Source organism: Balneicella halophila (assembly GCF_003096835.1).
Taxonomy (GTDB): Bacteria; Bacteroidota; Bacteroidia; order Bacteroidales; family Balneicellaceae; genus Balneicella; species Balneicella halophila.
Window position 1 is genome coordinate 88,576 of the sequence record NZ_QENZ01000004.1, and the last position, 23,568, is coordinate 112,143.

Consider the following 23,568-nt stretch of genomic DNA (forward strand, 5'->3'; position numbering starts at 1 on the left):
AATGAAGAAAGTTGTTGTTACGGGAGCTGATGGACAATTAGGAAATAGTCTTCAGAAACTTTCAGAGGATTATAAGAATCTAAATTTTCGGTTTCTAAATAGAAAGACTCTTGACATTACAAGTAAAGCTAATGTCGATAGTTATATAGCTGGGCAGTTGCCAGATCTTATTGTGAATACTGCTGCTTATACGCAAGTAGATATAGCTGAGAAGGAAAAGGCCGATGCCTACGATGTCAATGTAATTGGCGTAGAGAATTTGCTTAGCGTTTGCGAGAAATACTCAATACGGTTTATTCAGCTAAGTACAGACTATGTTTTTGACGGGAAGGAGAAAACACCGAAAAAAGAAGATGACAAATGCACTCCTGTGAATTTTTATGGAAAGACAAAGTATGAAGCAGAGCAACTTGTTGTTCAGTCTAAAGTCTCGAGTGTTATCTTGCGAACATCATGGCTGTTTTCTGAATTTGGAAATAATTTTGTGAAGACGATTTTGCGCTTAGTCTTAGAGAAAGACCAACTGAAGGTCGTTGATGACCAATGGGGAAGTCCAACCTACACGGATGATTTAGCAAGATGTATTTTATGGTTTCTTGAAAACTTTCCTCAAAAAAATGAAATTTATCATTTTGCGAATCAAGGGTGCTGTAGTTGGTATGAATTTGCTCAAAGGATAGTAAATTTGAGCAATTCGCATTGTGAGTTACAGCCTATTCCAACAACAGAATATCCCACTTTGGCGAAGCGACCTAAATATTCAGTGCTTGATACTCATAAAATTCAAGAAACAAGAGGAATTATTATCAGGAATTGGCAGGACTCTTTGGAAGAATGTATGAAAAATATGAACAAATGAAAGCAATTTTAGTAACAGGAGGTGCCGGATTTATAGGGAGTAATTTTATTCCTTATTTTCTTCAAAAATATCCGAATTACCATATTGTAAATTTAGATAAACTGACTTATGCAGGAGACTTGAAAAACCTTGCAGAAGTAGAAAACAACGCTAATTATACCTTCATACAAGGAGATATTTGCAACAGAGAATTAGTACTTCGAATTTTTACAGAATTTGATATACGTGGTGTAATCCACTTTGCAGCAGAATCTCATGTTGATAATTCTATAGAGGGGCCAGAAGTATTTATTCAAACAAATATCAATGGAACGTTTACTTTGCTTGATGTTGCTAAAAACCATTGGATGTTAAAACCCTTTGTATTTAAAGAAGGTTACGAAACTTGCAGATTTCATCATATTTCTACTGATGAAGTCTATGGAAGTTTAGGAGATGATGGCTTGTTCACAGAAACGACACCTTATGCACCTAATTCTCCGTACAGTGCAGCTAAAGCGTCGTCAGATTTTTTGGTAAGAGCCTACTTTCATACGTATGGAATGAACGTAACCACTTCAAATTGTTCTAATAATTACGGGCCTAAACAGCACCAAGAAAAGCTCATCCCTGTAATTATTCGAAAAGCGATAGAGGGAGAACCCATCCCTATCTACGGCAACGGTCAAAATATTAGAGATTGGTTGTATGTTTTAGATCATTGCAAAGGAATAGATCTCGTCTTTCATAAAGGAAAATCTGGCGAAACCTATAATATTGGAGGCAAGAATGAGCGCACGAACTTGTCCATAGTAAAATACATTTGCCAGCTCCTTGATGAGAAATATCCGAAAGAGAACGGAGACTCTTATGCACAGCAAATTACGTTTGTAGAAGACAGAGCAGGACACGATTGGCGTTACGCTATTGATGCTACAAAAATTGAAGAAGAATTAGGCTGGAAGGCAGAAGAGAATTTTGAAACAGGAATAGAAAAAACACTTCATTGGTATTTGAAAAAGTATGTTGTGAAACAGTAGAAAAGAGCTACTTTTGCAAGAGCTTTTAAAAAAAGATATAGAATGCAAGAAGAAGTATATATATTAACGGGATGTGCAGGATTTATTGGTTCGCATTTGACGGAAGCTTTGTTAGCACAAAACAATAAGGTCGTTGGTATTGATAACTTTTGCGACTTTTATTCTCCAAATATTAAAAGAAAGAATATTGCAGAGAGTATTAAGAATGAAAATTTCATCTTAGCGGAGGAAGATATTAGAGATGTCACTGCTTTAAGAAATGTATTTCAACAGCATAAAGTCAAAGGAGTCATTCATCTTGCCGCTATGGCAGGTGTGCGTCCTTCCATTGCAAAACCAAGTTTGTATAACGAAGTTAACATCTCGGGAACGATGAATATTTTAGAGTTGATGAAAGAATTCGGAGTGAAGAAGTTTATTTTTGCTTCATCTTCTTCTGTTTATGGCAATAACAAAAAAGTTCCTTTTGCTGAAACAGATAATGTAGATAAAGCGATTTCTCCCTATGCTGCCACAAAAAAGGCAGGAGAAGTAATAGCTCACACTTATCATCATTTGTATAATATTGATATGGCTTTACTTCGGTTTTTTACGGTCTATGGCGAGCGACAACGTCCCGATTTGGCAATTCATAAGTTTACGAAAATGATTGCTAACGGAGAATCAATACCTTTCTATGGTGATGGTTCCACTTGCAGAGATTACACATATATTGACGATATCGTAGATGGCATTTTAAAGGCTTTAACTCATATTGAGAGGAACAAGGATGTTTATGAGATACTGAACCTTGGAGAGAGTGAGACGATTTCTTTGCAAGAAATGGTAGCAACTATTGAAAAGGCTCTCAATAAAAAAGCAAAAATAAATAAATTGCCTATGCAACCCGGTGATGTTTGTCAGACTTATGCTGATATTTCGAAGGCAAAAGAATTAATAGGTTATAGTCCGAAGACAGATTTCAAGGAAGGAATAGAAAAATTTGTAGATTGGTTTAAAAATAGAGAATAATAAAGATGAGAATTGCAGTTGTAGGTACAGGATATGTAGGTTTAGTTACAGGTACATGTTTAGCAAACGTAGGAGTTACAGTTACTTGCGTAGATATTGATAAAGAGAAGATTCAAAAATTAAATGAAGGTATTATTCCTATTTATGAGCCAGGTTTAGAAGAGCTGGTGAGAAAGAATACCTCACAAAACAGGCTGTCCTTCACAACAAGCTTAAAGGATAGTTTAAAAGGTGCAGATGCAGTATTTATTGCAGTTGGTACACCTCCTAACGAGGATGGCAGTGCGGATTTACAATACGTTCTCGCTGTAGCAGAAGAAATAGGGAAGAGCATAAATGATTATATCGTCATTGTCACAAAATCCACTGTGCCTATCGGTACATCGAAGAAAGTGAGTGAAGTCGTTCAAAAAAGTTTGAATAGTAGAGATGTAAAGGTTGATTTTGATGTTGCCTCCAATCCAGAATTTCTTAGAGAAGGTAATGCCGTCCAAGATTTTTTACAACCCGAGAGAGTCATTGTCGGAACAGATAGCGAACGTGCTAAGAAAGTGTTGAAACGTCTGTATCGTCCATTTATTGAGTCTAACCATCCCGTGCTTTTTATGGATATTTTCTCTGCAGAAATGACTAAATATGCAGCCAACGCCATGTTGGCTACACGTATATCTTTTATGAATGAAATTGCCAATCTTTGTGAGGAAGTGGGCGCCAATGTGGATAATGTGCGTAAAGGTATTGGTTCGGACTCCAGAATAGGAAGTAAATTTCTATTTCCGGGAGCAGGGTATGGTGGATCGTGTTTTCCCAAGGATGTCAAGGCATTGGTAAGGACAGCCGATGAATTTGGGATCTCTTTGGAAGTTTTGAAAGCGGTTGAAGATGTAAACTATAAACAAAAGCAAGTTTTATTTTATAAGATTAAAGAACATTTTAATGGAAATTTAGAAGGTATAAAAATTGCTTTGTGGGGTTTAGCATTCAAAGCAAATACGGACGATATGCGTGAGGCATCATCCTTAGTTTTAATTGATTTGCTGACCAAAGCTGGTGCTGAAGTTGTAGTTTATGACCCAGTTGCTATGGATGAATGCAGAAAGAGAATTGGAAATAAAGTGGACTATGCAAAAGGGCAATACGAAGCTTTGGAAGGTGCTGATGCTCTTGTGGTTATTACGGAATGGGATGAATTTAGAGTCCCGAAATTTACGTATATTGAAAAGCGATTGAAGAACAAACTTATCTTTGATGGTCGCAATTTATATGAACCTGCTATTATGAATGAGTTTGGGTACACTTATTATAGTATAGGAAGAAAAGAGGTGAAAGCTTAGAGAATTTCTTATGGGATACATTACAATAGACACCAATGCCTTAAAACATAATTTCAAGTATTTTTCTCGACTCTCTGGTGGACAGGATAAAGTGATTGTTGGCTTAAAAGACAATGCCTATGGGCATGGTATTGAGTTGGTTGGTAAAGTATTAAGTGAAGCTGGTGCTAAATCCTGTTTTGTACGTTGTTTAGCAGAAGCGAATAAAGTGTCGGACTGGTATCAAAACATTTTAATTCTTGTAGAGAAACCCAATGTCCCATTACCAGAAAAAATTCATACTGCAATAAATTCATTTGAAGCATTATTTCAAATTCCTGAAGGCAATGCGATAGAGTTATCCATTGATACAGGAATGCACAGAGATGGAATTATGCCGGGGGAGTTAGAAGAAGCTTTAGCGATCATTTCAAAGAGAAAATTAAAGCTAAAGGGAATCCTTACGCACTTTGCCACAGCTGATGAAGATAAAACCAAAATGCTTTTACAGCAACAAGTTTTTGAAGATACACTTAAAGAGGCTCGCAAGCTATGGAATGAACCTTACCGAGTGCACTGTGCCAATACAGCTGCAACTTCTATAGTAGATTCAAAGATGTATGATGCGAACAGAATAGGACTTGGACTCTATGGATATAGCGAGTACCCAGGAGAGCAACAAAATTTATTGCCGGTAATGGCTTTGTATGCTCGTAGGATTGCCACACGTACCATAAGCGGAGGTGAAAGTATTGGCTATGGCAGTAAAGCCTATATCGTTCCCAGAGATAATTTTATCGTTTCAAACTATGACATTGGTTATGGAGATGGATTTTTGCGTCTGAATGAACGTAAGCATGCAACCATTGCAGATGGTCGTCCTATTTTGGGGCGTGTCTCAATGGACAGTCTTTCCGTTGAGGGTGATGATGATACTATCTGTATTTTTAGTAATGCAAGACAATTAGCTAAGGTGCATGATACCATAGTCTATGAAATCCTTACTTCACTTAATGCCGAGATAGAACGGATATTGATATAGCAAACCTTTGCTTATTTCTCTTTTTTGTTATCTTTACAGGTTATGAAGAAAATATTATTCTGCGTAACTATAGCTACTCTTTTTATTTGTTCATGCCAAGGAAATACAAAAAAGACTCAAGCAGATTTTGAACAATCGGAACATAAGGTCATGCCACATTGGTATGCTAAAGATAGCCTGTTTTTTAGCAAATTAGAGCCTGCCGAGGATGTTATAGAATGTGCAAAATCATTTATTGACGTTCCCTACAAAGCATCCACCTTGGAAGTTGGAGATGATTTTTATCCTGTTATTAACTTTGAAGCTTTTGACTGCACAACTTTTGTAGAAAATGTACTCGTTTTAGCTTCGCTTGACAGCTTAACTGAAGATTCTTTTGTTCAAAAATTAACGGAATTTCGTTATCGATCAGGAAAACCACTCGGTTATTCGTCTCGGTTGCATTATTTTTCGGAATGGGTGCAAGTAAATCAAGACAAAGGTTTGATTGAAGATATCACTCAAAAATTAGGTGGAGTTAGCGTAACTAAGCCAATAGATTTTATGTCAACACACCGGCAGTCTTACCCAGCTTTACTAAAAGATGATAAGAATTATAATAAGATACTAGAAATAGAAAAGAATCTTAGTAAGCAAACATATTATGTTGTGCCGAAAACCACACTTGATATGCATATTGATGCAATAAAGGATGGTGATGTTATTGCATTGGCAACAACTATAAAGGGGTTGGATTATGTCCATTTAGGATTTGCAATTTGGGTAGATAATCGCTTGCATTTGTTACATGCATCAAGCAAAGCTCAAAAAGTAGTTATTTCTGAAAAGGATTTAGTAGATTATGTAACTCATCGTTCCAATATTTCTGGTGTCACAGTATTAAGATTAAGAAAAGATGATGAATAAAGATATTAATGAATTGTTTGATTCGCAGTTGGAAGACTGGTCATTAGCAAAACAAAATTATGCAACCTTGAAAAAGGTTACACTCAAAGAGATACAAGTTGATGGGGCTACATTAACATTGCAATTTAATCCAGCTCGTATTATCTCCTCTTCGGCAAAAGTGGATAAGAAAACACTGGCTGAACGTCCTTGTTTCCTTTGCCACAAAAATTTGCCAGAAAAACAACGAGGCATTGATCTTTCGGAAAATTTTGCTCTGTTGGTCAATCCATTTCCGATATTACGCAAACATTTTACGATTGTAAATCGAAAACATATTCCACAGCGGTTGCTCCCTTTTATTGAAGATATGTTGAAGATATCCACTCAATTATCTAAAGAATATACTGTTTTTTATAATGGTCCAAAGTGTGGAGCTTCTGCCCCAGATCATATGCATTTTCAAGCCGGACTTTCAGAACAATTTCCTATCTGGAGTATATTGGAGAGAGTACAGGCTGAAGTAGTGTATCAAAAAGAATTTATAAAACTTGAGGCTTTTGAGGGTTATGTAAACGCTTTCATCCTTAAAGGAACAGCTAAAAAGCAACTAATTAATTTACTAATCAATATTTTAAATGCTTTTTCAGATTTTCAGACCGACGAAGATGAGCCAATGCTCAACGTATTAGCAAAATATGATGGGGAATGGCAAATAATACTCTTTCCAAGGGAAAAACACCGACCAAGTCAGTACTTTGAGGAGGGAGATAAACAAGTATTGTTAAGTCCGGCATCGGTTGATTTTGGGGGATTGCTTGCAGTACCTCGAAAGGAAGATTTTAAGAAAATAAATGAGTCATTGTTGAGTGATATATTTGAACAATTGACTTTGAATACGGAAGACTTTAAAAAATTAAAAGAAGAACTGAGAACCTTATGATTGTAAAAAAAGTACCAAGAATAAGTGTAGGAATTGTTACTGCACCCGAAATTCGTTTTCATTTACACGGGGATTACACCTTTGATCAAAATAATTATCAAAATGCAGAAGGGATTGTAAAATTAAATAACGATCATTTGCAACTAGAAATAGGTGATAATTCATACAATACTCCTGAAGATTTATCTTTTATTGCACAAAGCGACGATGCCTATATCGAAATTTTTGATGTAGTTATTGGTGTTGACTTTCATTGGGAACGAAAGGAGAATCAGAAGTTTAAAGGTGATTTAAAGTTGATCAAAGAAGGTGGTTTTTGTACAGCTATCAATATTGTATCTCTAGAAGATTATCTCGAAAGTGTTATTTCATCTGAGATGAGTGCAACTGCTTCTGAAGCACTACTCAAAGCACATGCAGTGATATCTCGAAGTTGGTTGTTAGCACAAGTTATGAAACAGAAAGATTTGGATGAATCCTATCAATCTACCTATGAAACTGATGAGGAATTGATTAAATGGTATGACAGAGAAGACCATAAAAATTTTGACGTATGTGCAGATGATCATTGCCAACGGTATCAAGGAATAACACGTGTGGGTACAAAAGAGGCTGTAAAAGCTGTGCAAGCTACTCGCGGTCAGGTGCTTTGGTATGATGATGAGGTGTGCGATGCACGATTCTCTAAATGTTGCGGAGGGGTAGTGGAGAGTTTTGAAGAGGTTTGGGAACCAGAGCCCAAGGACTATTTAGTGCCATTGTTTGATGCTGAAGATGAGTCATTAGACGGAATGGATTTAACGGAAGAAAAACAAGCTATAAACTTTATTAAGGGTGCTCCAGACGCATTCTGTAACACTAAAAATCCTAAGATTCTAGCTGAGGTGTTGAATGATTATGATCAAGAAACCCAAAACTTTTATCGTTGGGAAGTGCGATATACTCAAGCAGAATTATCAGAATTAATAAAAAAACGCTCAGGTATAGATTATGGTAAAATTTTAGAGTTGATTCCGGTAGAACGGAGTTACTCAGGCAGATTGAAAAAACTGAAGATTGTAGGTGAAAATCACATTAAAATTATCGGCAAGGAATTGGAAATCCGTAAAACATTATCCGACTCCCATTTGTTTAGTTCTGCTTTAGTCATAGAACGAGACGGAACTGATTTTATTCTTTACGGAGCAGGATGGGGTCATGGTGTTGGATTATGTCAAATAGGAGCTGCAGTGATGGGGGCGAAAGGTTATAATTATACTGAAATACTAAAACATTATTTCAAAAATATTGAAATAAAGAATCTATATTATTAAAGTAATGAGCATGAAGCAACAAACTAAAACATCAAAAAATCCATGGGTATGGATACCAACACTTTATTTTGCTGAGGGTATTCCCTATGTGATTGTGATGACCGTATCGGTGATTATGTATAAACGTTTTGGGCTTTCTAATACAGATATTGCGCTGTACACCAGTTGGTTGTACTTGCCGTGGGTTATAAAGCCATTTTGGAGTCCTTTTGTTGATATTTTAAAAACAAAACGGTGGTGGATTGTCCTCATGCAATTATTTATTGGAGCGGGTTTGGCAGGGATTGCACTTACTTTGCCAACTCCTTTTTATTTTAAAGCTTCATTAGCATTTTTTTGGTTGTTGGCGTTTAGTTCTGCTACCCATGATATAGCTGCAGATGGTTTCTATATGTTGGCTTTGGATGATTCTCAGCAGTCTTTCTTTGTAGGTATCCGCAGCACTTTTTACCGCTTGGCAATGATTACCGGTCAAGGCTTGTTAATCATTTTAGCTGGTGCTTTAGAAATCATGACTGGTTCTGACCCTATGTATGTCAATGTTACAACCTCACCGACAGAGCAGGTAGATTATAATTTCGAGAACATTCCTGAGGATTTATCGAATATTGATGAGCTCACATTTGTTGTCTATCCGAAAAATGTAACGATTAATACGAATAAAATCTCTACAGACTCCTTAAGTTCTTTAAAAGAATTTGCAAGAGAACATAATACTAAAAACGGATTTATTGCACTATCTGAGACTGAAAAGCTTAAAAAAAATAGATTGGATGGGGGAGAAACGTGGTGGTCTCACAATATATCAACTCCGTTGGCTAATGCCATTGTAAAGAATTTTGGAGTGAAAAAAGAGGTTATAACCAAGACAACTGATGATAAGGTCGGGAATGCGAAATTAGTAGCTGTTAGATTAAATAAACAACCTGAAGAAGATAAAGAAATTGTATTGAATACTGGTTTTGCTAAAGGAGATAAAAGTATATCTATTGGATCAGGTGAAAGGTTGGTGTTTAATAGTATGAATTGGAATGTGCCAGCTTATATTTTAGTTCAGTTAGACCCAAAGCTGGAAGGTGTAACCTCGGCTTCATTTAAAGGAATATCAGGAAATATCCCCTTAGCTTGGAGTATCACGTTTTTCATTATGGCTGGTTTTTTTATCTTGATATTTGTTTACCATCGATTCGTATTGCCTCGTCCAGCAAGTGATCATGGAAGCGCAGCTAACTCACCAAGTGATATTTTACATGAATTTGGAATTACATTTGTTTCATTCTTTAAAAAGAGAGGAATTTTTATAGCCATACTTTTTATGCTGTTATATAGACTTGGAGAAGCGCTATTGGTAAAGCTGTCTTCACCATTTCTATTGGATATTAAAGAGTTTGGAGGTTTAGGATTAACTACAGGAGAGGTTGGGTTTGTGTATGGAACAGTAGGAGTTATTTCGTTGACTGTAGGAGGGATTTTAGGTGGTATAGCCGTAAATAAAAAGGGACTGAAATATTGGTTATGGCCAATGGTGCTTGCTATTACCTTACCAAACTTAGCTTATCTTTATCTATCTACTTATATGCCCGAAAGTATGATTCTAATTAATACAGCTGTAGCCCTTGAGCAATTTGGTTACGGATTTGGTTTTACGGCATATATGATGTATATGATTTATTTTTCTGAAGGGAAGCACAAAACGGCTCACTATGCTATATGTACAGGATTTATGGCACTAGGAATGATGTTGCCTGGTATGGTTGCAGGATGGATTCAGGAATTAATAGGCTATCAGCATTTCTTTATTTTAGTCATACTTTGTGCTATTCCGACCTTTCTAGTTATACCATTTTTAAAGGTTGATCCTGATTTTGGAAAAAAGGATAAATAAAAAAAGAGACTACAGGAAGTAGTCTCTTTTAGCAAAATAAAGAAAACGGTTGCTTAATCTTCTAGGTCTAAGTAATCGAATAATTTTACCTTCATTTTATCTGTAAGTGGTCTTCGACCATTTAAGATATATGATAGGTAAACATCGGTAATACCTATAGTTCTTGCAACTTTTTTCTTTTTGTCATCAAGAATTTTTAACTTCTCAACAATTCTTTCTAGATCTCTCTGCTGCTGTTCGTTGTTAACCATTTTTAATATCCTCTCTTTTTGTTTTTTATATTAAGCTAATAGAAGACAAATGTAATTATTATATTTAAAACAACGCAATAAAAAGAGTGAAAAAAACTTAAAAGTATGCAATCGTGTGCATGTGTTTCTTAGATAAAATACCACAAACTCTTTTATAGCAATATGTTATCGTAGATTTTACTCTCTAATGGCTTTTATCCCAGGTAAGTCTTTTCCTTCAATATATTCTAATAAAGCTCCACCACCTGTAGATACATAAGAAACATCATTTGCTAAATTATACTTATTTATAGCAGCAACAGAATCTCCTCCCCCGATTAAGGAAAAAGCTCCTTTTTCTGTTGCCTCAACGATAGCTTCAGCAATAGCTTTGGTGCCATTCTCGAAAGATTCCATTTCAAAAACACCAACTGGACCGTTCCATAATATGGTTTTAGAATTGGCAACCACCTCTTTGAACTTAGCAGTGCTTTCCGGTCCGATATCAAGACCTTGCCAGCCATCAAGTATGTTATTTACATCTACAACCTTAGTGTTAGCATTATTTGAGAAATCATCTGCGATAACACTATCAGTGGCGAGATAGATTGTTGTCCCTTTTTCTTTCGCTTGCTTTATAAGATCGTTAGCTAAATCAAGATATTCATCTTCATGGATAGAATCTCCAATATTGCCACCATTAGCTTTTACAAAAGTATACGTCATTCCTCCACCAATGATAAGATTATCAACTTTGCCTAAAAGATTTTTGATAATCGTAATCTTTGATGAAACTTTTGAGCCACCCATAATAGCGGTAAAAGGTGATTTAGCGTCATTGATTACTTTATCTACGCTTTTAAGTTCATCTTCGATAACGTAGCCAAACATTTTATCATTTGGGAAATATTGTGCAATGACGGCTGTTGATGCGTGAGCTCTATGTGCTGTTCCAAAGGCATCATTTACATAGACGTCAGCCAATGAAGCTAATTGCTTAGCAAAATCTTCGTCTCCTTTCTTTTCCTCATCATGAAAGCGTAAGTTTTCTAGAAGTAATACCTCTCCCGGTTTTAGACTCTTCGTTTTTGCTTTTGCTTTTTCCCCAACGCAATCTTCTGCAAACTGCACTTCTTTGCCTATTAACTCAGACAGCCTTGGAAGGATGTGTTTTAGTGAATATTTATCTTCTGCACCTTTAGGTCGACCTAAATGAGACATTAAGATAACAGCTCCTGAGTCTTTTAATATTTTTTTAATTGTTGGGATAGCTGCACGGATGCGAGTATCATCAGTAATTTTAAAATTGTCATCTAATGGAACATTAAAGTCCACACGTACAATCGCTTTCTTTCCTGAAAAATCATATTTATCAATGCTTTGCATAACTTGTTATTTTTAGTGAAAAATAATTCTATAGTCTTATTACAAAGATATAAATCCTGCTTGACAATCTCTGAGAAATTAGTAAGAATTGCTCGCTTTTTCCTATTTTTGAAAGATAATAAGAAAGACATTATGACATTTGCAAAAGTAGTAGGTCAAGAGAAACTGAAATCTCAATTGTTAGATGAGATTCAGCATGGAAGATTGAGCCATGCAAGGCTATTTTCTGGAAAAGAAGGCGTCGGAAAAATGGCTCTTGCGCTTGCTGTAGCACAGTACATAAATTGTGAGTCACCAACTACAAATGATGCTTGTGGCAGTTGCCCTTCTTGTATTAAATACCAGAAACTCATTCATCCTGATTTGCATTTTGTTTTTCCGATAGTAAAAGTTGGTAATAAAACTCCTGTTTGTGATGATTTTATAGAACCATGGCGAGAATTTGTTTTAGAAAATCGCTATGTAAGTCTTAATAATTGGTATAAACAGATAGGTTTAGAGAACAAGCAGGGGGTTATTTATGAAAAAGAAAGCAATGAGATTCTTCGAAAATTAAGTCATAAATCCTATGAAGGAAAATATAAAATAGTTATTATATGGCAAGCTGAAAAGATGAATCATAGCTGTGCAAATAAGTTGCTGAAGATAATTGAAGAGCCACCTAAAGGCACAATTTTCTTTTTGCTTACAGAAAGCCCAGAAGATATTTTACCAACCGTTTATTCAAGATGTCAGAACTTAAATATATCACCGATAAGCAATGATAAACTTACAGAGTATTTAACTGGTAGAGGAGTAGAGAAAAGTATAATAGATGAAATACTCCCATTAGCAGATGGGAGTTTGACCAATGCTCTCCGGTTAGTCGAAGAGAGAGATGAATTGCAATTTAATTTTGAAGAGTTTAAAAATATCATGCGCTTAACCTATGCCGTAAATGTTCCTGGGATCTATGAGTGGACAGAAAGGATGGCAAAACTTGGACGAGAAAAACAAAAGCAATTTTTAGATTACTGTAGTAGGTTGATTCGTGAAAATTTTATGTACAATCTAAGGATCCAGAACCTGTATAAAATTACTCCTAAGGAAGAACAGTTTTCTACTAAGTTTGCCCCTTTTATCAATGCTAAAAATGTGGAAGCGCTTTACGAGGATTTCTCCAAAGCTTATTCAGATATTAGTGCTAATGGTAACCCCAAAATTGTTTTTATGGACTTGGGAATACAGGTTACTAGAAGGTTGAAAACAAAATAAGCACACAACTCATGGATACATCTCAACGATTTTTAAAGAATACCAGTCTAATTAAATACAATTTTAACGAATTTGGCAGGACAGAATTTTCGAGTATTGAATCGATAAATTTGGGTGAACAAGGCGATAGTGTGCTATGGCTAAATACTTATGGACTAGACTTTGATGAAGAAATTAAACGAGTAGGACAAAGGAATAATATTGATGATTTTATTCTTAGGATGACTTTAGATGATGAACATCGTAATAAAATGATTGAGCTTAATGACAGTATGTTTTTAGCTCTCAAAATTATGAACTTTAAAAGAGATGACTTTGAGTCGGAACAGATGCTATTCATCGTCAAAGGACATTTTATATGGAGTTTACAAGAATACGTAGGTGATTATTTTGAAAATATCCGCGAACGTATAAAAAACAAACAAGGGATTGCAAGAAAGAAAAAAGCAAACTATTTATTGTTTCTAATTATTGAGGCTATTATTGATAATTATGCGGAGTCATACAATTATTTAAGTGAAAATAGCAAACAAATACGAAGTATCAACAATATTACTCCTTCTCAAGATTTTGTGATAGCTACAGAAACCAGTAAACAAAAGCTATTTGTTTTGAAAAAAGCCATAAGTAGTTTGAAAGAAGCTATTATGAAAATTGAAAAAGCCACTATTGTTCAAGACGAATCCCATTTCTTTACAGAGCTGAAGGAGCAAGCATCATCTATGATGGATACTATAGATTTTGATGTACAACAGTTGGAAAGCAATCTCAATTTAGTCTTTAATATGCATAGTGATAGGCTCAATCAAGTAATGAAGACATTGACGATATTTTCCGTCTTGTTTATCCCAATTACCTTCATTGCAAGTATTTATGGGATGAACTTTAAGTATATGCCAGAACTGGAAACTCATTATGGATATTTTGTCGTATTGGGAGTAATGTTTTTGATTGCAGCAGTATTGTTTTGGTATTTTAAGAAAAAGAAGTGGTTTTAGTACAGCTCAAAATTGTTTAAAGTAGTATCTTTGCAGTATATTTTAATATTTAAAAAGTTCTTTGACTAATGATAAATAGACATCTGCTACGCATAAAAGTTTTACAGATAACTTATGCTTACTTCACTAAGGAAAATAACATCGACCTAGCATTGAAGGAGTTAGATAAAAGTATAAAGCAAACTAAAGAACTCTATGTAAAGTTGCTTCTGTTGCCAATTGAATTGCGAGATATTGCAGAACAGAAGTTAGAGAACAAACAGCATACTCATACAAATAGGGAAGACGATACATCTATAGAGAAATTCGTAAATAATAGCTTTTTAAAATTTCTACAAGATTCTAAGTCACTACACACGTATTGTAAAAATGAAAAAATCACTTGGGCAGGACAAGAAGATATACTTATAAATTTGTACAATCAACTACTGAAAATGCCGTTTTTTCAAGATTATTTAAATGCCTCCGAGCAGTCAGAAGCCAAGGATCAACGGCTTATCTTTACGATGTTTTCTAAATTTTTTGCCAAGAAAGTAAATCTTGAAGACATCATAGAGGAACAAAATCTCTATTGGAATGATGACCTTTGGGTAGTGCTTCCTCTGCTAGAACAAGCTATAAAAAAGGCAGACATTACTAAAAATGAATTCTTTATTCCTGATTTATACAAAAATGCTGATGATGAAGCTTTTGCGAAGAATCTATTCTTGAAAACGGTTCGATTGCAGGATGAAGCCAAAATCTTAATAGAAAAAATAGCCTCAAATTGGGAGTATGAGCGTATTGCTTTGATAGACAAGATCCTTTTAAGTATGGGAATGACTGAATTGTTGCACTTTGAAACAATACCAGTAAAAGTTACTTTGAATGAGTATGTAGAAATTTCAAAATATTATAGTACTGAAAATAGTAGTATCTTTATCAACGGTATTTTAGATAAAATAGCCAAAGAAAAAGATGCTGCCTCTTTAAAAAAGGGAGCTGGTTTAATAGGAAATAATTAAAAAAACAAACAATTATGATTGCATTACAAGCAGGAGGTGGAATGGGAAATATGTTTTTCCTTATAGCGATGTTAGCCGTATTTATATTTTTCATCATTCTGCCACAGTTTAAAAGACAGAAAGAATTGAAAAAATTTAGAAGTCAATTGAAAAAAGGCGACCATGTAGTAACTACCGGTGGTATATTAGGTAGAGTTACTGATATTCAGGATGATGCAGTGACTATCGTTACTGATGAAAAGACAAAATTGCGAGTTGCTAAATTATCATTAGTAAAAGACGTGAATAGCGTAGCACAAGTTCGTTAATAACGAAAATATAACAACATTGCACTGTGGTATTAACTATGGTGCAGTTGTTTTTTATATTCAATGGATTTTAAGGAAGTTTGGAATAGAATTAAGGAACGTGGCATAGAGCTATCACAGAATAAAAACGTACTATTGTATTTGTTCTTTGTGGGAGTAGCTACCATTTTTTGGTTTTTACATTCTTTAGGGAAAGAATATACTGCCAATGTACACGTAGATGTGAAATACCATAATTTCCCTTTAGATACAGAACCACAAGAGAAAACGACGAAAGATCTTACGCTAAACGTTAGTGGTTATGGTTTCTCATTAATGCGGATGCAATTGAAATCCATCTTTTATGATTACAAAGTAGATGTGAGCAGTCTGAGAAAGCGCAGAACAAACAACAAAGAAAATCTCAGCTACGAGCTGAGCATTTCAGCAATTCGAAATCAATTTGAGGAGCAATTAGGTTCTGGAATTATCATCAACAGTGTATACCCAGAAGATGTTGATTTTGAAATAGTACCTATGGGACTAAAGAAAGTGCCGATAACATCCGCAGTGAAAATAGAGATGAAATCTGGCTATATGTTATCTGATGAAGGATTTGTGAATCCAGATAGCGTTGAGGTACGTGCTCCCATAGCATTGTTAGATACACTTAAGACCATTTATACAGAATCTCTTCTTATTGATAAATTATCTTCATCATTTAAGAAAAAAGTAAAGCTAGTATCTCCAAATCCTGAGGTCGAGTTAATGACTGAACATACTACCGTTCAGTATGAAATTAATGAATATATTGATGAAGAGATAATAATTCCTGTAAAAGCAATAAACTTTCCTAAAAATGTAAATGTAGTCATTCAGCCAAATGAGGTGAAGCTCAAGTACAGAACTTATGAGAAAGCAAAACAAAACATTCAAGAAGATGACTTCTTGTTGGTTGTTGATTACAATACAATAAATGATTTGGCAACGAAAATAGAGGTTCAAGCTATTCATTTACCCGAAGGAATAACAAAAGTCTATATGAGCCCGCGTTATGTAAATTATACCATCACTTACGAATAATAATGTTAAAGATAGGACTTACAGGCGGTATTGGTAGTGGTAAAACTACGGCAGCTAGGGTGTTTGAAATGCTTGGTGCACCTATCTATTTTGCAGATGCACGAGCAAAAGAATTAATGCATACGGATGAGTTATTACGTAAGAAAATTCAAGAAACTTTTGGAGATCAGATCTATAAAGCTCAACAACTAGACAGAAAAGCGCTTGCAAAAATAGTTTTTAACGACGAAAAAGCTCTTGAAAAAGTGAACGGACTGGTACATCCCGTTGTTAGAAAAGATTTTCATAATTGGGCACAGCAACAAGATGCTCCTTATGTAATAGAAGAGTCAGCTATTTTGTTTGAAACAGGGCTTTATATTGATTTTGATTATCTGGTAAGTGTTATTAGTCCAATGGAAGAACGCATTGCTAGGTTGCAAGAGAGAGATAATACTACAGTCGAGAAAATTGAGGCACGTATGAAAGCCCAAGTCAATGACGAAATACGAAAAGAAAAATCTGACTATATATTGAAAAATGGTAAAGATGATTTACTTTTGCCCCAAATTATAGCCTTAGACAAGGTTTTTAAAGAGAAAGTATAACTATTTATTAAAGAAATATGTTGAAAGATATTATAGCCATTTCTGGCAAACCGGGATTGTACAAACTAGTTTCATCAGCAAGTAATTCAATTATTGTGGAAGCATTAGAAGGAGGAAAACGCTTTCCTGTATTTGGAGCTTCACAAGTGAGTGCTCTGCAAGATATTGCTATTTATACCAATACTACAGAGGTACAACTTAGCGAGGTGATGCAATCTATTTATGAAAAGTTGAATGGGGGAAAATGTACGATTGTAAAAAGTAAGCCTAAAGAATTGAGTGAGTTTTTCGAAGAAGTCCTTCCTGATTATGACCAGGATCGCGTTTATGCTTCAGATATGAAAAAAATCTATGGTTGGTATAATATTTTACTGGAACATGATTATTTACCTCTAGAAACAGAGGAGAAAAAAGCGGAAGACGAAGCAGTAGATAAATAAGAAAAGCAGTCTATGAATATAGACTGCCCTCTCTTTATTAATTAAAACTACTATGAAAAAATTTGCTTAACTACTTTCAATGGTACAAATATATACCCACATTATGTTAAGTTGATAAAAAAGCTGTTAATTAAGGTTAATGAGCTTTCAGGAAACTAAATTCAGGTATGTTTTTTATGAAATCATAACTTTTCTTTTCGTAATCTATTTTACAACAGAAATGTTGTAATCCGTTACTCACCACTAAATACGGAACTTTTAGCTTCATATTATAGCGAGCAATTTGGTCAAAGGCGCTTTGTGAGAGTTTAATGCTTGGGGCTTTGCACTCTACAATCAGAAGTGGTTTGCCATTGTTGTCAAAAGCGACGATATCACTACGTTGTTTGAGTAATTTCGTATTCACACTAATTTCTACAGCAAGAAGCGAGGCAGGAATTTCTTTTTCTTGAATCAAATAATGAACCCAATGTTGACGTACCCACTCCTCAGGTTGCAAAACGATAAACTTCTTCCTAATAATATCAAAAATCTTGATAATATTGTCCTCTTTTTTTAGTCGAAACGGATAGGTAGGAAGTTGTAATGGTGTCATATTTTATACTAAAAGAGGGATATAATCTTTAGTTTTCTGTATTTTTACAGTTCATTCATTTAAAGTTTGGGTAAAGTACTATTTTTTATGTGGAAAACAAAACGTGATATTGTAGAGGATTGGTTGCCGAGATATACGGGTAGAGATTTAGATGATTTTGAAGATTATATTTTACTGACCAATTTTGAGAATTATGTGCATCTGTTCGCAGAATGGTATGATGTTCCCGTGGTTGGTGATGATAGGGCGATGCAGAGTGCTAAGGCTGAAGGTATAATGATTATCAATTTCGGAATGGGGAGTCCTAATGCTGCAACTGTGATGGATTTACTAAGTGCAGTTACTCCCAAAGCCGTCTTATTTCTTGGGAAATGCGGTGGATTGAAAGAACATAATATGTTGGGAGATTATATCTTACCGATTGCAGCTATTCGTAGTGAAGGAACCTCCCATGATTATCTGCCCGCTGAAGTACCTGCGCTACCGTCGTTTAATCTACAAAGAAAAGTAGCAGAAGTCATTGATTTACATGAAAAACAGTACTGGACAGGCACTGTATTTACCACCAACAAACGAGTGTGGGAATATGATGAACGATTCAAAAAATACTTAGGAAAGACACATGCCATGGCAATTGATATGGAAACAGCAACGCTATTTACAGTTGGTTTTGTTAATGATATTCCCTGTGGAGCGGTGCTGTTAGTTTCTGACAAACCCATGATTTCTGAAGGTGTAAAAACAGCTAAAAGCGACACAGAAGTCACTAGTAAGTATGTTGCGAATCACATCAAAATAGGCATAGAAACTTTACAGAATATTAAGAGCAGTAATTATGCAGTACGTCATTTACGATTTTAAATTATGACTTTCGATCAAATATATAATGATATAAAACAAGGAAATTATCGACCCATTTATTTTCTTATGGGCAATGAGGGTTATTATATTGACAAGATATCTGATGCAATAGAACATGGAGTTCTTAGTGAGGAAGAGAAGGCATTTAATCAAACGGTACTCTATGGGAAAGATGTTGAGATAGGCGAAGTTATTACTGTAGCCAAACGTTATCCGATGATGGCCCCCTATCAAGTATTGATTGTGAAGGAGGCACAAGAGATTAGAAATATTGAAGAATTAGCGCTCTATGCTGACAATCCTCTGGAAACAACAATTCTAGTAATATGTTACAGAGGAAAAACAATCGATAAACGAAAATCCTTAGCGAAAAAACTAAGTAAATCTCATATATTATTTGAGTCTAAACGACTGTATGATAATAAAGTGTTTCCTTGGGTTGTTGCTAGACTAAAAGAAGATGGGTACAGCATTAATCCAAAGGCTGGTCATCTTTTAGTAGAATATTTGGGCTCGGATTTAGCAAAAGTTAATAATGAACTTCAGAAATTACAGTTAGTACTTCCCAAAGGTACTGAGATAACTGCTTCCCATATTGAAGAAAACATAGGAATCTCTAAAGACTTCAATAACTTTGAGTTGCAGAATGCAGTTGGGAAAAGAGATATCACTAAAGCCATTCGAATTGCTCGCTATTTTGATGCAAACCCTAAAGACAATCCTTTTGTAGTTACGGTCTCTGTACTATATAGTTTTTTTGCTAAGATTTTCCTGTATCAACATATTTCAAAAGGGAAAGGAGAATCTGCAATAGCCAAAGCATTAGGTGTTCATCCATATTTCCTAAAAGATTATATAGCTGCAAGTAAGAATTTTTCAAAAAAGCAAGTGGCTGATACTATTACTTTATTGAGAGAGTATGATTTGAAGTCAAAAGGTGTTGATAACACCTCCACTTCAAACGGAGAACTCTTACAAGAACTTATATTTAAGATTTTATTTACCTAATTCGTTCCCGTCTATGAGAAAAGCTGTGTTTTTAGATAGAGATGGCACATTGAATTCAGACGAGGGACATTATTATATCTATCGTGCGGAGGATTTTGTCTTAAACGAAGGAGTGATAGCAGGATTAAAAATTCTGAAGAAGCACCACTATCTTTTAATCGTTGTAACCAACCAAGGAGGTGTGGCTAAAGGTATTTATTCGGAAGCGGATGTAGAAAAAGTTCATGAGGAGATGAAAAGACAACTAAAATTAGGGGGAATCAGTATTGACGGGATTTATTATTGCCCACATCATGATACAGTTCAATCATGCGATTGTAGAAAACCCTCCCCATATATGATAAATCAGGCTATTACAGATTTTGATCTGGACGCGAAGCAATGCTTTATGATAGGTGATAGTGATAGAGATATTGAGGCTGCAAAAAGAGCAGGTATTAGAGCCTTTAAAATAAAAAAGAATAATTCAATAGTTGAAATTTGCAAAAAGATAGTAGAAGATGAAGATTAAACCTCAATATTGTCTGAATGGTGAATATTTTTATTGTGATGATAAGCAAATAGACATTACGAACCGTGCTTTTCGTTTTGGAGATGCAATTTTTGAAAGTATTTTTATTACCTCAAAAGTTGCACCTTTATTGGATAAACACTTTGCCAGATTACAGCAGGCGGTAAAATATTGGCAAATGGAGTTACCAAAGGAATTTACTCAACGCAGACTTGCTAAACAAATAGAACGATTGTGCAACAAAAATAGACTCTTTCAAGGTGCTCGTGCACGCTTAACAGTTTTTCGAAGTGGAAAAGGACTATATACACCAGAAAGTAATCTTGCATCGTATCTTTTAGAAGTAGATTATTTCCCCGTACAAGAATTTGTTTTGAATGAGGACGGATGGAAGATAGATGTTTATACTGATGAGATAAAATATCCTGCCAAAGCAGGAAGATATAAAACGGCACAGTCTATTCTTTCGGTAAAAGGGAGTATTTACAAACAAAATAATAACTTAGACGAGGTACTTTTTTTATCACCAAACCAAGATGTTGTGGAAGCAACGGCCTATAATATCTTTGCACTAAAGGGAAGTATATTACTAACTCCAGATTTGACCAGTGGCTGTGTGGCTGGAATCATGCGAGATACTGTAATAAGTGAAGTTGGCGAGTTAGGATTGCGTGTAGAGGAAGTTTCTTTTCCCTTGGATATTCTTGAAGAAGCTGAAGAAGTTTTCTTGACAAACGCAGTAGTCGGCATTCGTAGGGTGCTAGCATTTAGAGAAAAACGCTATATGAGTATACAAACAAAGAAAATTGTTGCTTTATTGAATGAAAAATTAATATCATGAAAAGCTTAATGGAAATAGCCATAGAAACGGCAATAGTGGCAGGCAAGCGAATTTTGGAAATCTATAAAGAAGATGATTTTCAAACGGAACTTAAAGAGGATGATACGCCGATAACTAGAGCTGATAAGGCCGCACACGAAATCATTACTACGGAATTAGCAAAAACAGCTATTCCTGTAATTAGTGAAGAGGGAAAGATTAAAGATTATTCTGAGAGAAAAGAATGGCAACAGTTTTGGTTAGTTGATCCGCTAGATGGTACAAAAGAGTTTGTGAAAAAGAACGGAGAGTTTACCGTCAATATTGCTTTGATTGAAAATAATAAACCCACGATTGGAGTTATTTATGTACCTGTTACGGGAGAATTATATTATGGAGAAGTTGGGGAAAAAGCAATAAAGACACAGCATAAAGGAACTGCCGAAGAAATAAAACTTCAACTTCCTTTGATAAAAAACAGAAACGATAAGTGCATTGTTGTCGGTTCAAGATCTTTTAAAGATGCAACTACGGAGCAATATATCAAAGAAATTCCACAAGAAGTAGAGATAGTTTCCCGAGGCAGTTCTTTAAAATTATGTATGATTGCTGAGGGCACTGCAGATATTTATCCTCGTTTTGTGCATTTGAAAGAATGGGATATTGCTGCAGGCGTAGCTATTGTTTTAGCATCAGGGGGGAAGGTCACCAATGCTGAGACTGAGACTAAGCAAGAAATCAACTTTAATTCTGAGACTCTTGAAGCTCCTTTTTTTATAGCTAAAGCTAAGTAGCCGAAATATGAAAAATACATTTGAAAATATTCTTAAAGAATTTTTTGCTAATCCACTTGTTAGCAGTGTGAGTGAATATGGCAATGGACATATCAATGATAGCTATAAAATTTATTTTGAAAATGGAGATTGTTATTTGATGCAAAGAATAAATCATAAGGTTTTTACTAACGTAGAAGGTATGATGGATAATATTCAAAAAGCCACAGCTCATATAGCATCTAAGGGAAAGCCTACATTGAATTTTCTGAAAACTCTTAAAGGAAAATACTTCACAAAAACAGCTGATGGCACTTATTGGCGATTGATGCACTTTGAGAAAGGGACAAAATCATACGAAACAACATTGTCTCATGAAATAGCAGAAGCAACAGGTCGTGCTATTGCAGATTTCCAAATAGATCTTTCTGATTTAGATCCTAAAGATTTTATTGAGGTAATTCCTGAGTTTCATAATCTGGATGCACGTATAGTTCAGCTTGAAGAGGCTATTGGTGATAATAAAGCAAAACGTTTACATACAGTTGAGAATTTGGTTGCATATAGTAAGAGTTTACAGCATGATTTCTTGAGATTTTATGATGAAGACGATATTCCTATAAGAATTACTCATAATGATACCAAGTTGAACAATATTTTATTTACTGAGGATGACAGTCCTTATTGTTTAGTAGATTTAGATACAGTAATGCCTGGGTATATCCATTATGATTTCGGTGATGTGGTTCGAACAATGTGCAATACAGCTGTTGATGATGAGAAGGATTTAGATAAGGTACAGTTTAATTATAAACTTTATCAATCTTACAAAAAAGGCTATTTGTCTATCGCAAAACAGTTTCTAACTGAGAAGGAAATTAAGTGGTTAGACGTTTCTGGGAAATTAATGACGTATATAATGGCTATTCGTTTCTTAGCTGACTATTTAAATGGTGATGAATACTATAAAATAAACTATCCGATGCACAACTATGACCGAGCACACTGTCAGTTTAAGCTATTAAAGGAAATGTATCAATATATCTAAATTTATTCCAACTCGAAGTGTTCTTGTAGGAACTCCAGATATTTAGATTCTTCGTCATTAAATATCTCAAAGCCTTCAGTTATATAGGCTTTAAGAAGATATTCTAAAGCTTTATCATGTTTTTCAATTTCGAAATAGAGTTGACCAAGTCGTAAAAGTATAAAAGGGTTGTCACTATCGTTTACTTCTGGCTTTAAGAAGAAGTCTAAGGCTTTATTATAATTTCCCAGAAAGAAATAAGCATCGCCAATTGAGATTTCTAGCCATGTTTTGTTATCATTGAAATTTTCTGATGAAGGGATAATCTTTAATGCCTGTTCCCAATAGTTTATAGCCTCAATGTATTGTTGCTTTTTAATATAAGTTTCACCTTTTTCTGTGAGTTCTTCTATTTGTTTGAGTGTTGACATTTG

At 34.9% G+C, this 23,568-nt stretch carries 25 protein-coding genes and 2 pseudogenes; 23 read left to right on the forward strand and 4 right to left on the reverse strand.

Annotation, left to right across the window (positions count from 1 at the left end):
• Position 1 precedes the first annotated feature (1 nt).
• The 10 genes and pseudogenes from rfbD to C7377_RS09785 form a co-directional block, all read left to right on the forward strand.
• Positions 2 to 859 carry a dTDP-4-dehydrorhamnose reductase gene (rfbD, locus tag C7377_RS05335; protein ID WP_116496315.1) on the forward strand — a complete coding sequence of 286 codons (858 nt, stop codon included), beginning with the start codon at positions 2 to 4 and terminating at the stop codon, positions 857 to 859.
• On the forward strand, positions 856 to 1,878 hold the full coding sequence (gene rfbB, locus C7377_RS05340; protein ID WP_116496316.1) for a dTDP-glucose 4,6-dehydratase: 1,023 nt from the start codon (positions 856 to 858) through the stop codon (positions 1,876 to 1,878). Before rfbD ends, rfbB begins: the two co-directional genes overlap by 4 nt.
• A gap of 42 nt (positions 1,879 to 1,920) precedes the next feature.
• Positions 1,921 to 2,889, forward strand: coding sequence for a GDP-mannose 4,6-dehydratase (locus C7377_RS05345; protein ID WP_116496317.1), 969 nt, complete (start codon positions 1,921 to 1,923; stop codon positions 2,887 to 2,889).
• A 5-nt stretch (positions 2,890 to 2,894) separates the two neighbouring features.
• Entirely contained in the window at positions 2,895 to 4,223 is a 1,329-nt protein-coding gene (locus C7377_RS05350) for a UDP-glucose dehydrogenase family protein (protein ID WP_116496318.1), read from the forward strand.
• A gap of 10 nt (positions 4,224 to 4,233) precedes the next feature.
• Positions 4,234 to 5,244 (forward strand): alanine racemase, encoded by a 1,011-nt coding sequence (locus C7377_RS05355; RefSeq protein ID WP_116496319.1) that lies wholly within the window; start codon positions 4,234 to 4,236, stop codon positions 5,242 to 5,244.
• Positions 5,245 to 5,286: 42 nt separating this feature from the next.
• The gene (locus C7377_RS05360; RefSeq protein WP_116496320.1) at positions 5,287 to 6,150 is read left to right on the forward strand and encodes an N-acetylmuramoyl-L-alanine amidase-like domain-containing protein; all 864 of its coding nucleotides are present in this window, start codon (positions 5,287 to 5,289) and stop codon (positions 6,148 to 6,150) included.
• Entirely contained in the window at positions 6,140 to 7,072 is a 933-nt protein-coding gene (locus tag C7377_RS05365; RefSeq protein ID WP_116496321.1) for a DUF4922 domain-containing protein, read from the forward strand. The genes C7377_RS05360 and C7377_RS05365 overlap by 11 nt, the downstream gene beginning before the upstream one ends.
• Complete coding sequence (locus C7377_RS05370; protein WP_116496322.1) at positions 7,069 to 8,385, forward strand: SpoIID/LytB domain-containing protein; 1,317 nt, start codon at positions 7,069 to 7,071, stop codon at positions 8,383 to 8,385. Before C7377_RS05365 ends, C7377_RS05370 begins: the two co-directional genes overlap by 4 nt.
• 10 nt (positions 8,386 to 8,395) lie before the next feature.
• Positions 8,396 to 8,932 (forward strand): annotated as a pseudogene (locus C7377_RS09780) (MFS transporter); the annotation flags it as partial.
• A gap of 558 nt (positions 8,933 to 9,490) precedes the next feature.
• Positions 9,491 to 10,270, forward strand: a pseudogene (locus tag C7377_RS09785) (MFS transporter); the annotation flags it as partial.
• A gap of 53 nt (positions 10,271 to 10,323) precedes the next feature.
• Here the strand turns inward: C7377_RS09785 and C7377_RS05380 are convergent.
• Both C7377_RS05380 and C7377_RS05385 read right to left on the reverse strand, forming a co-directional pair.
• Positions 10,324 to 10,521 carry a hypothetical protein gene (locus C7377_RS05380; RefSeq protein WP_116496324.1) on the reverse strand — a complete coding sequence of 66 codons (198 nt, stop codon included), beginning with the start codon at positions 10,519 to 10,521 and terminating at the stop codon, positions 10,324 to 10,326.
• A 177-nt stretch (positions 10,522 to 10,698) separates the two neighbouring features.
• Complete coding sequence (locus C7377_RS05385; RefSeq protein ID WP_116496325.1) at positions 10,699 to 11,886, reverse strand: phosphoglycerate kinase; 1,188 nt, start codon at positions 11,884 to 11,886, stop codon at positions 10,699 to 10,701.
• A gap of 132 nt (positions 11,887 to 12,018) precedes the next feature.
• Between C7377_RS05385 and holB the strand changes: the two genes are divergently transcribed.
• The 7 genes from holB to C7377_RS05420 all read left to right on the forward strand — a co-directional run bounded on the left by holB (position 12,019) and on the right by C7377_RS05420 (position 17,539).
• The gene (gene holB / locus C7377_RS05390) at positions 12,019 to 13,140 is read left to right on the forward strand and encodes a DNA polymerase III subunit delta' (RefSeq protein ID WP_133241465.1); all 1,122 of its coding nucleotides are present in this window, start codon (positions 12,019 to 12,021) and stop codon (positions 13,138 to 13,140) included.
• An 11-nt stretch (positions 13,141 to 13,151) separates the two neighbouring features.
• Positions 13,152 to 14,138: a CorA family divalent cation transporter gene (locus tag C7377_RS05395; protein WP_116496327.1), complete on the forward strand. Its 987-nt coding sequence runs from the start codon at positions 13,152 to 13,154 to the stop codon at positions 14,136 to 14,138.
• A 68-nt stretch (positions 14,139 to 14,206) separates the two neighbouring features.
• Complete coding sequence (nusB, locus tag C7377_RS05400) at positions 14,207 to 15,142, forward strand: transcription antitermination factor NusB (protein ID WP_116496328.1); 936 nt, start codon at positions 14,207 to 14,209, stop codon at positions 15,140 to 15,142.
• Between the two features lie 14 nt (positions 15,143 to 15,156).
• Positions 15,157 to 15,450, forward strand: coding sequence for a preprotein translocase subunit YajC (gene yajC, locus C7377_RS05405; RefSeq protein ID WP_116496329.1), 294 nt, complete (start codon positions 15,157 to 15,159; stop codon positions 15,448 to 15,450).
• A 63-nt stretch (positions 15,451 to 15,513) separates the two neighbouring features.
• Complete coding sequence (locus C7377_RS05410; protein WP_116496330.1) at positions 15,514 to 16,512, forward strand: CdaR family protein; 999 nt, start codon at positions 15,514 to 15,516, stop codon at positions 16,510 to 16,512.
• A 2-nt stretch (positions 16,513 to 16,514) separates the two neighbouring features.
• Positions 16,515 to 17,099 carry a dephospho-CoA kinase gene (coaE, locus tag C7377_RS05415; protein WP_116496331.1) on the forward strand — a complete coding sequence of 195 codons (585 nt, stop codon included), beginning with the start codon at positions 16,515 to 16,517 and terminating at the stop codon, positions 17,097 to 17,099.
• 17 nt (positions 17,100 to 17,116) lie between these two features.
• Complete coding sequence (locus tag C7377_RS05420; protein WP_116496332.1) at positions 17,117 to 17,539, forward strand: DUF5606 family protein; 423 nt, start codon at positions 17,117 to 17,119, stop codon at positions 17,537 to 17,539.
• Between the two features lie 136 nt (positions 17,540 to 17,675).
• Here the strand turns inward: C7377_RS05420 and C7377_RS05425 are convergent, their stop codons facing one another.
• Positions 17,676 to 18,134 (reverse strand): type I restriction enzyme HsdR N-terminal domain-containing protein, encoded by a 459-nt coding sequence (locus tag C7377_RS05425; protein WP_116496333.1) that lies wholly within the window; start codon positions 18,132 to 18,134, stop codon positions 17,676 to 17,678.
• A gap of 87 nt (positions 18,135 to 18,221) precedes the next feature.
• Between C7377_RS05425 and C7377_RS05430 the strand changes: the two genes are divergently transcribed.
• From C7377_RS05430 to C7377_RS05455, 6 genes are read left to right on the forward strand one after another with little or no spacing between them, the layout of a single operon-like run.
• Positions 18,222 to 18,995, forward strand: a complete 774-nt coding sequence (locus C7377_RS05430) for an AMP nucleosidase (protein ID WP_116496334.1) — start codon at positions 18,222 to 18,224, stop codon at positions 18,993 to 18,995.
• A 3-nt stretch (positions 18,996 to 18,998) separates the two neighbouring features.
• Entirely contained in the window at positions 18,999 to 20,003 is a 1,005-nt protein-coding gene (holA, locus tag C7377_RS05435) for a DNA polymerase III subunit delta (protein ID WP_116496335.1), read from the forward strand.
• A gap of 13 nt (positions 20,004 to 20,016) precedes the next feature.
• Positions 20,017 to 20,514 carry a D-glycero-alpha-D-manno-heptose-1,7-bisphosphate 7-phosphatase gene (locus C7377_RS05440; protein WP_116496336.1) on the forward strand — a complete coding sequence of 166 codons (498 nt, stop codon included), beginning with the start codon at positions 20,017 to 20,019 and terminating at the stop codon, positions 20,512 to 20,514.
• A complete protein-coding gene (locus tag C7377_RS05445) occupies positions 20,504 to 21,355 on the forward strand; it encodes an aminotransferase class IV (protein ID WP_116496337.1) in 852 nt (283 codons plus the stop codon). Before C7377_RS05440 ends, C7377_RS05445 begins: the two co-directional genes overlap by 11 nt.
• A complete protein-coding gene (cysQ, locus tag C7377_RS05450; RefSeq protein WP_116496338.1) occupies positions 21,352 to 22,128 on the forward strand; it encodes a 3'(2'),5'-bisphosphate nucleotidase CysQ in 777 nt (258 codons plus the stop codon). Before C7377_RS05445 ends, cysQ begins: the two co-directional genes overlap by 4 nt.
• A gap of 7 nt (positions 22,129 to 22,135) precedes the next feature.
• Positions 22,136 to 23,155 (forward strand): phosphotransferase enzyme family protein, encoded by a 1,020-nt coding sequence (locus tag C7377_RS05455; protein ID WP_116496339.1) that lies wholly within the window; start codon positions 22,136 to 22,138, stop codon positions 23,153 to 23,155.
• Between the two features lie 2 nt (positions 23,156 to 23,157).
• On the opposite strand, the gene C7377_RS05460 is transcribed toward C7377_RS05455, so the two are convergent.
• Positions 23,158 to 23,565: a tetratricopeptide repeat protein gene (locus tag C7377_RS05460; RefSeq protein ID WP_165806858.1), complete on the reverse strand. Its 408-nt coding sequence runs from the start codon at positions 23,563 to 23,565 to the stop codon at positions 23,158 to 23,160.
• Between the last annotated feature and the right edge of the window lie 3 nt (positions 23,566 to 23,568).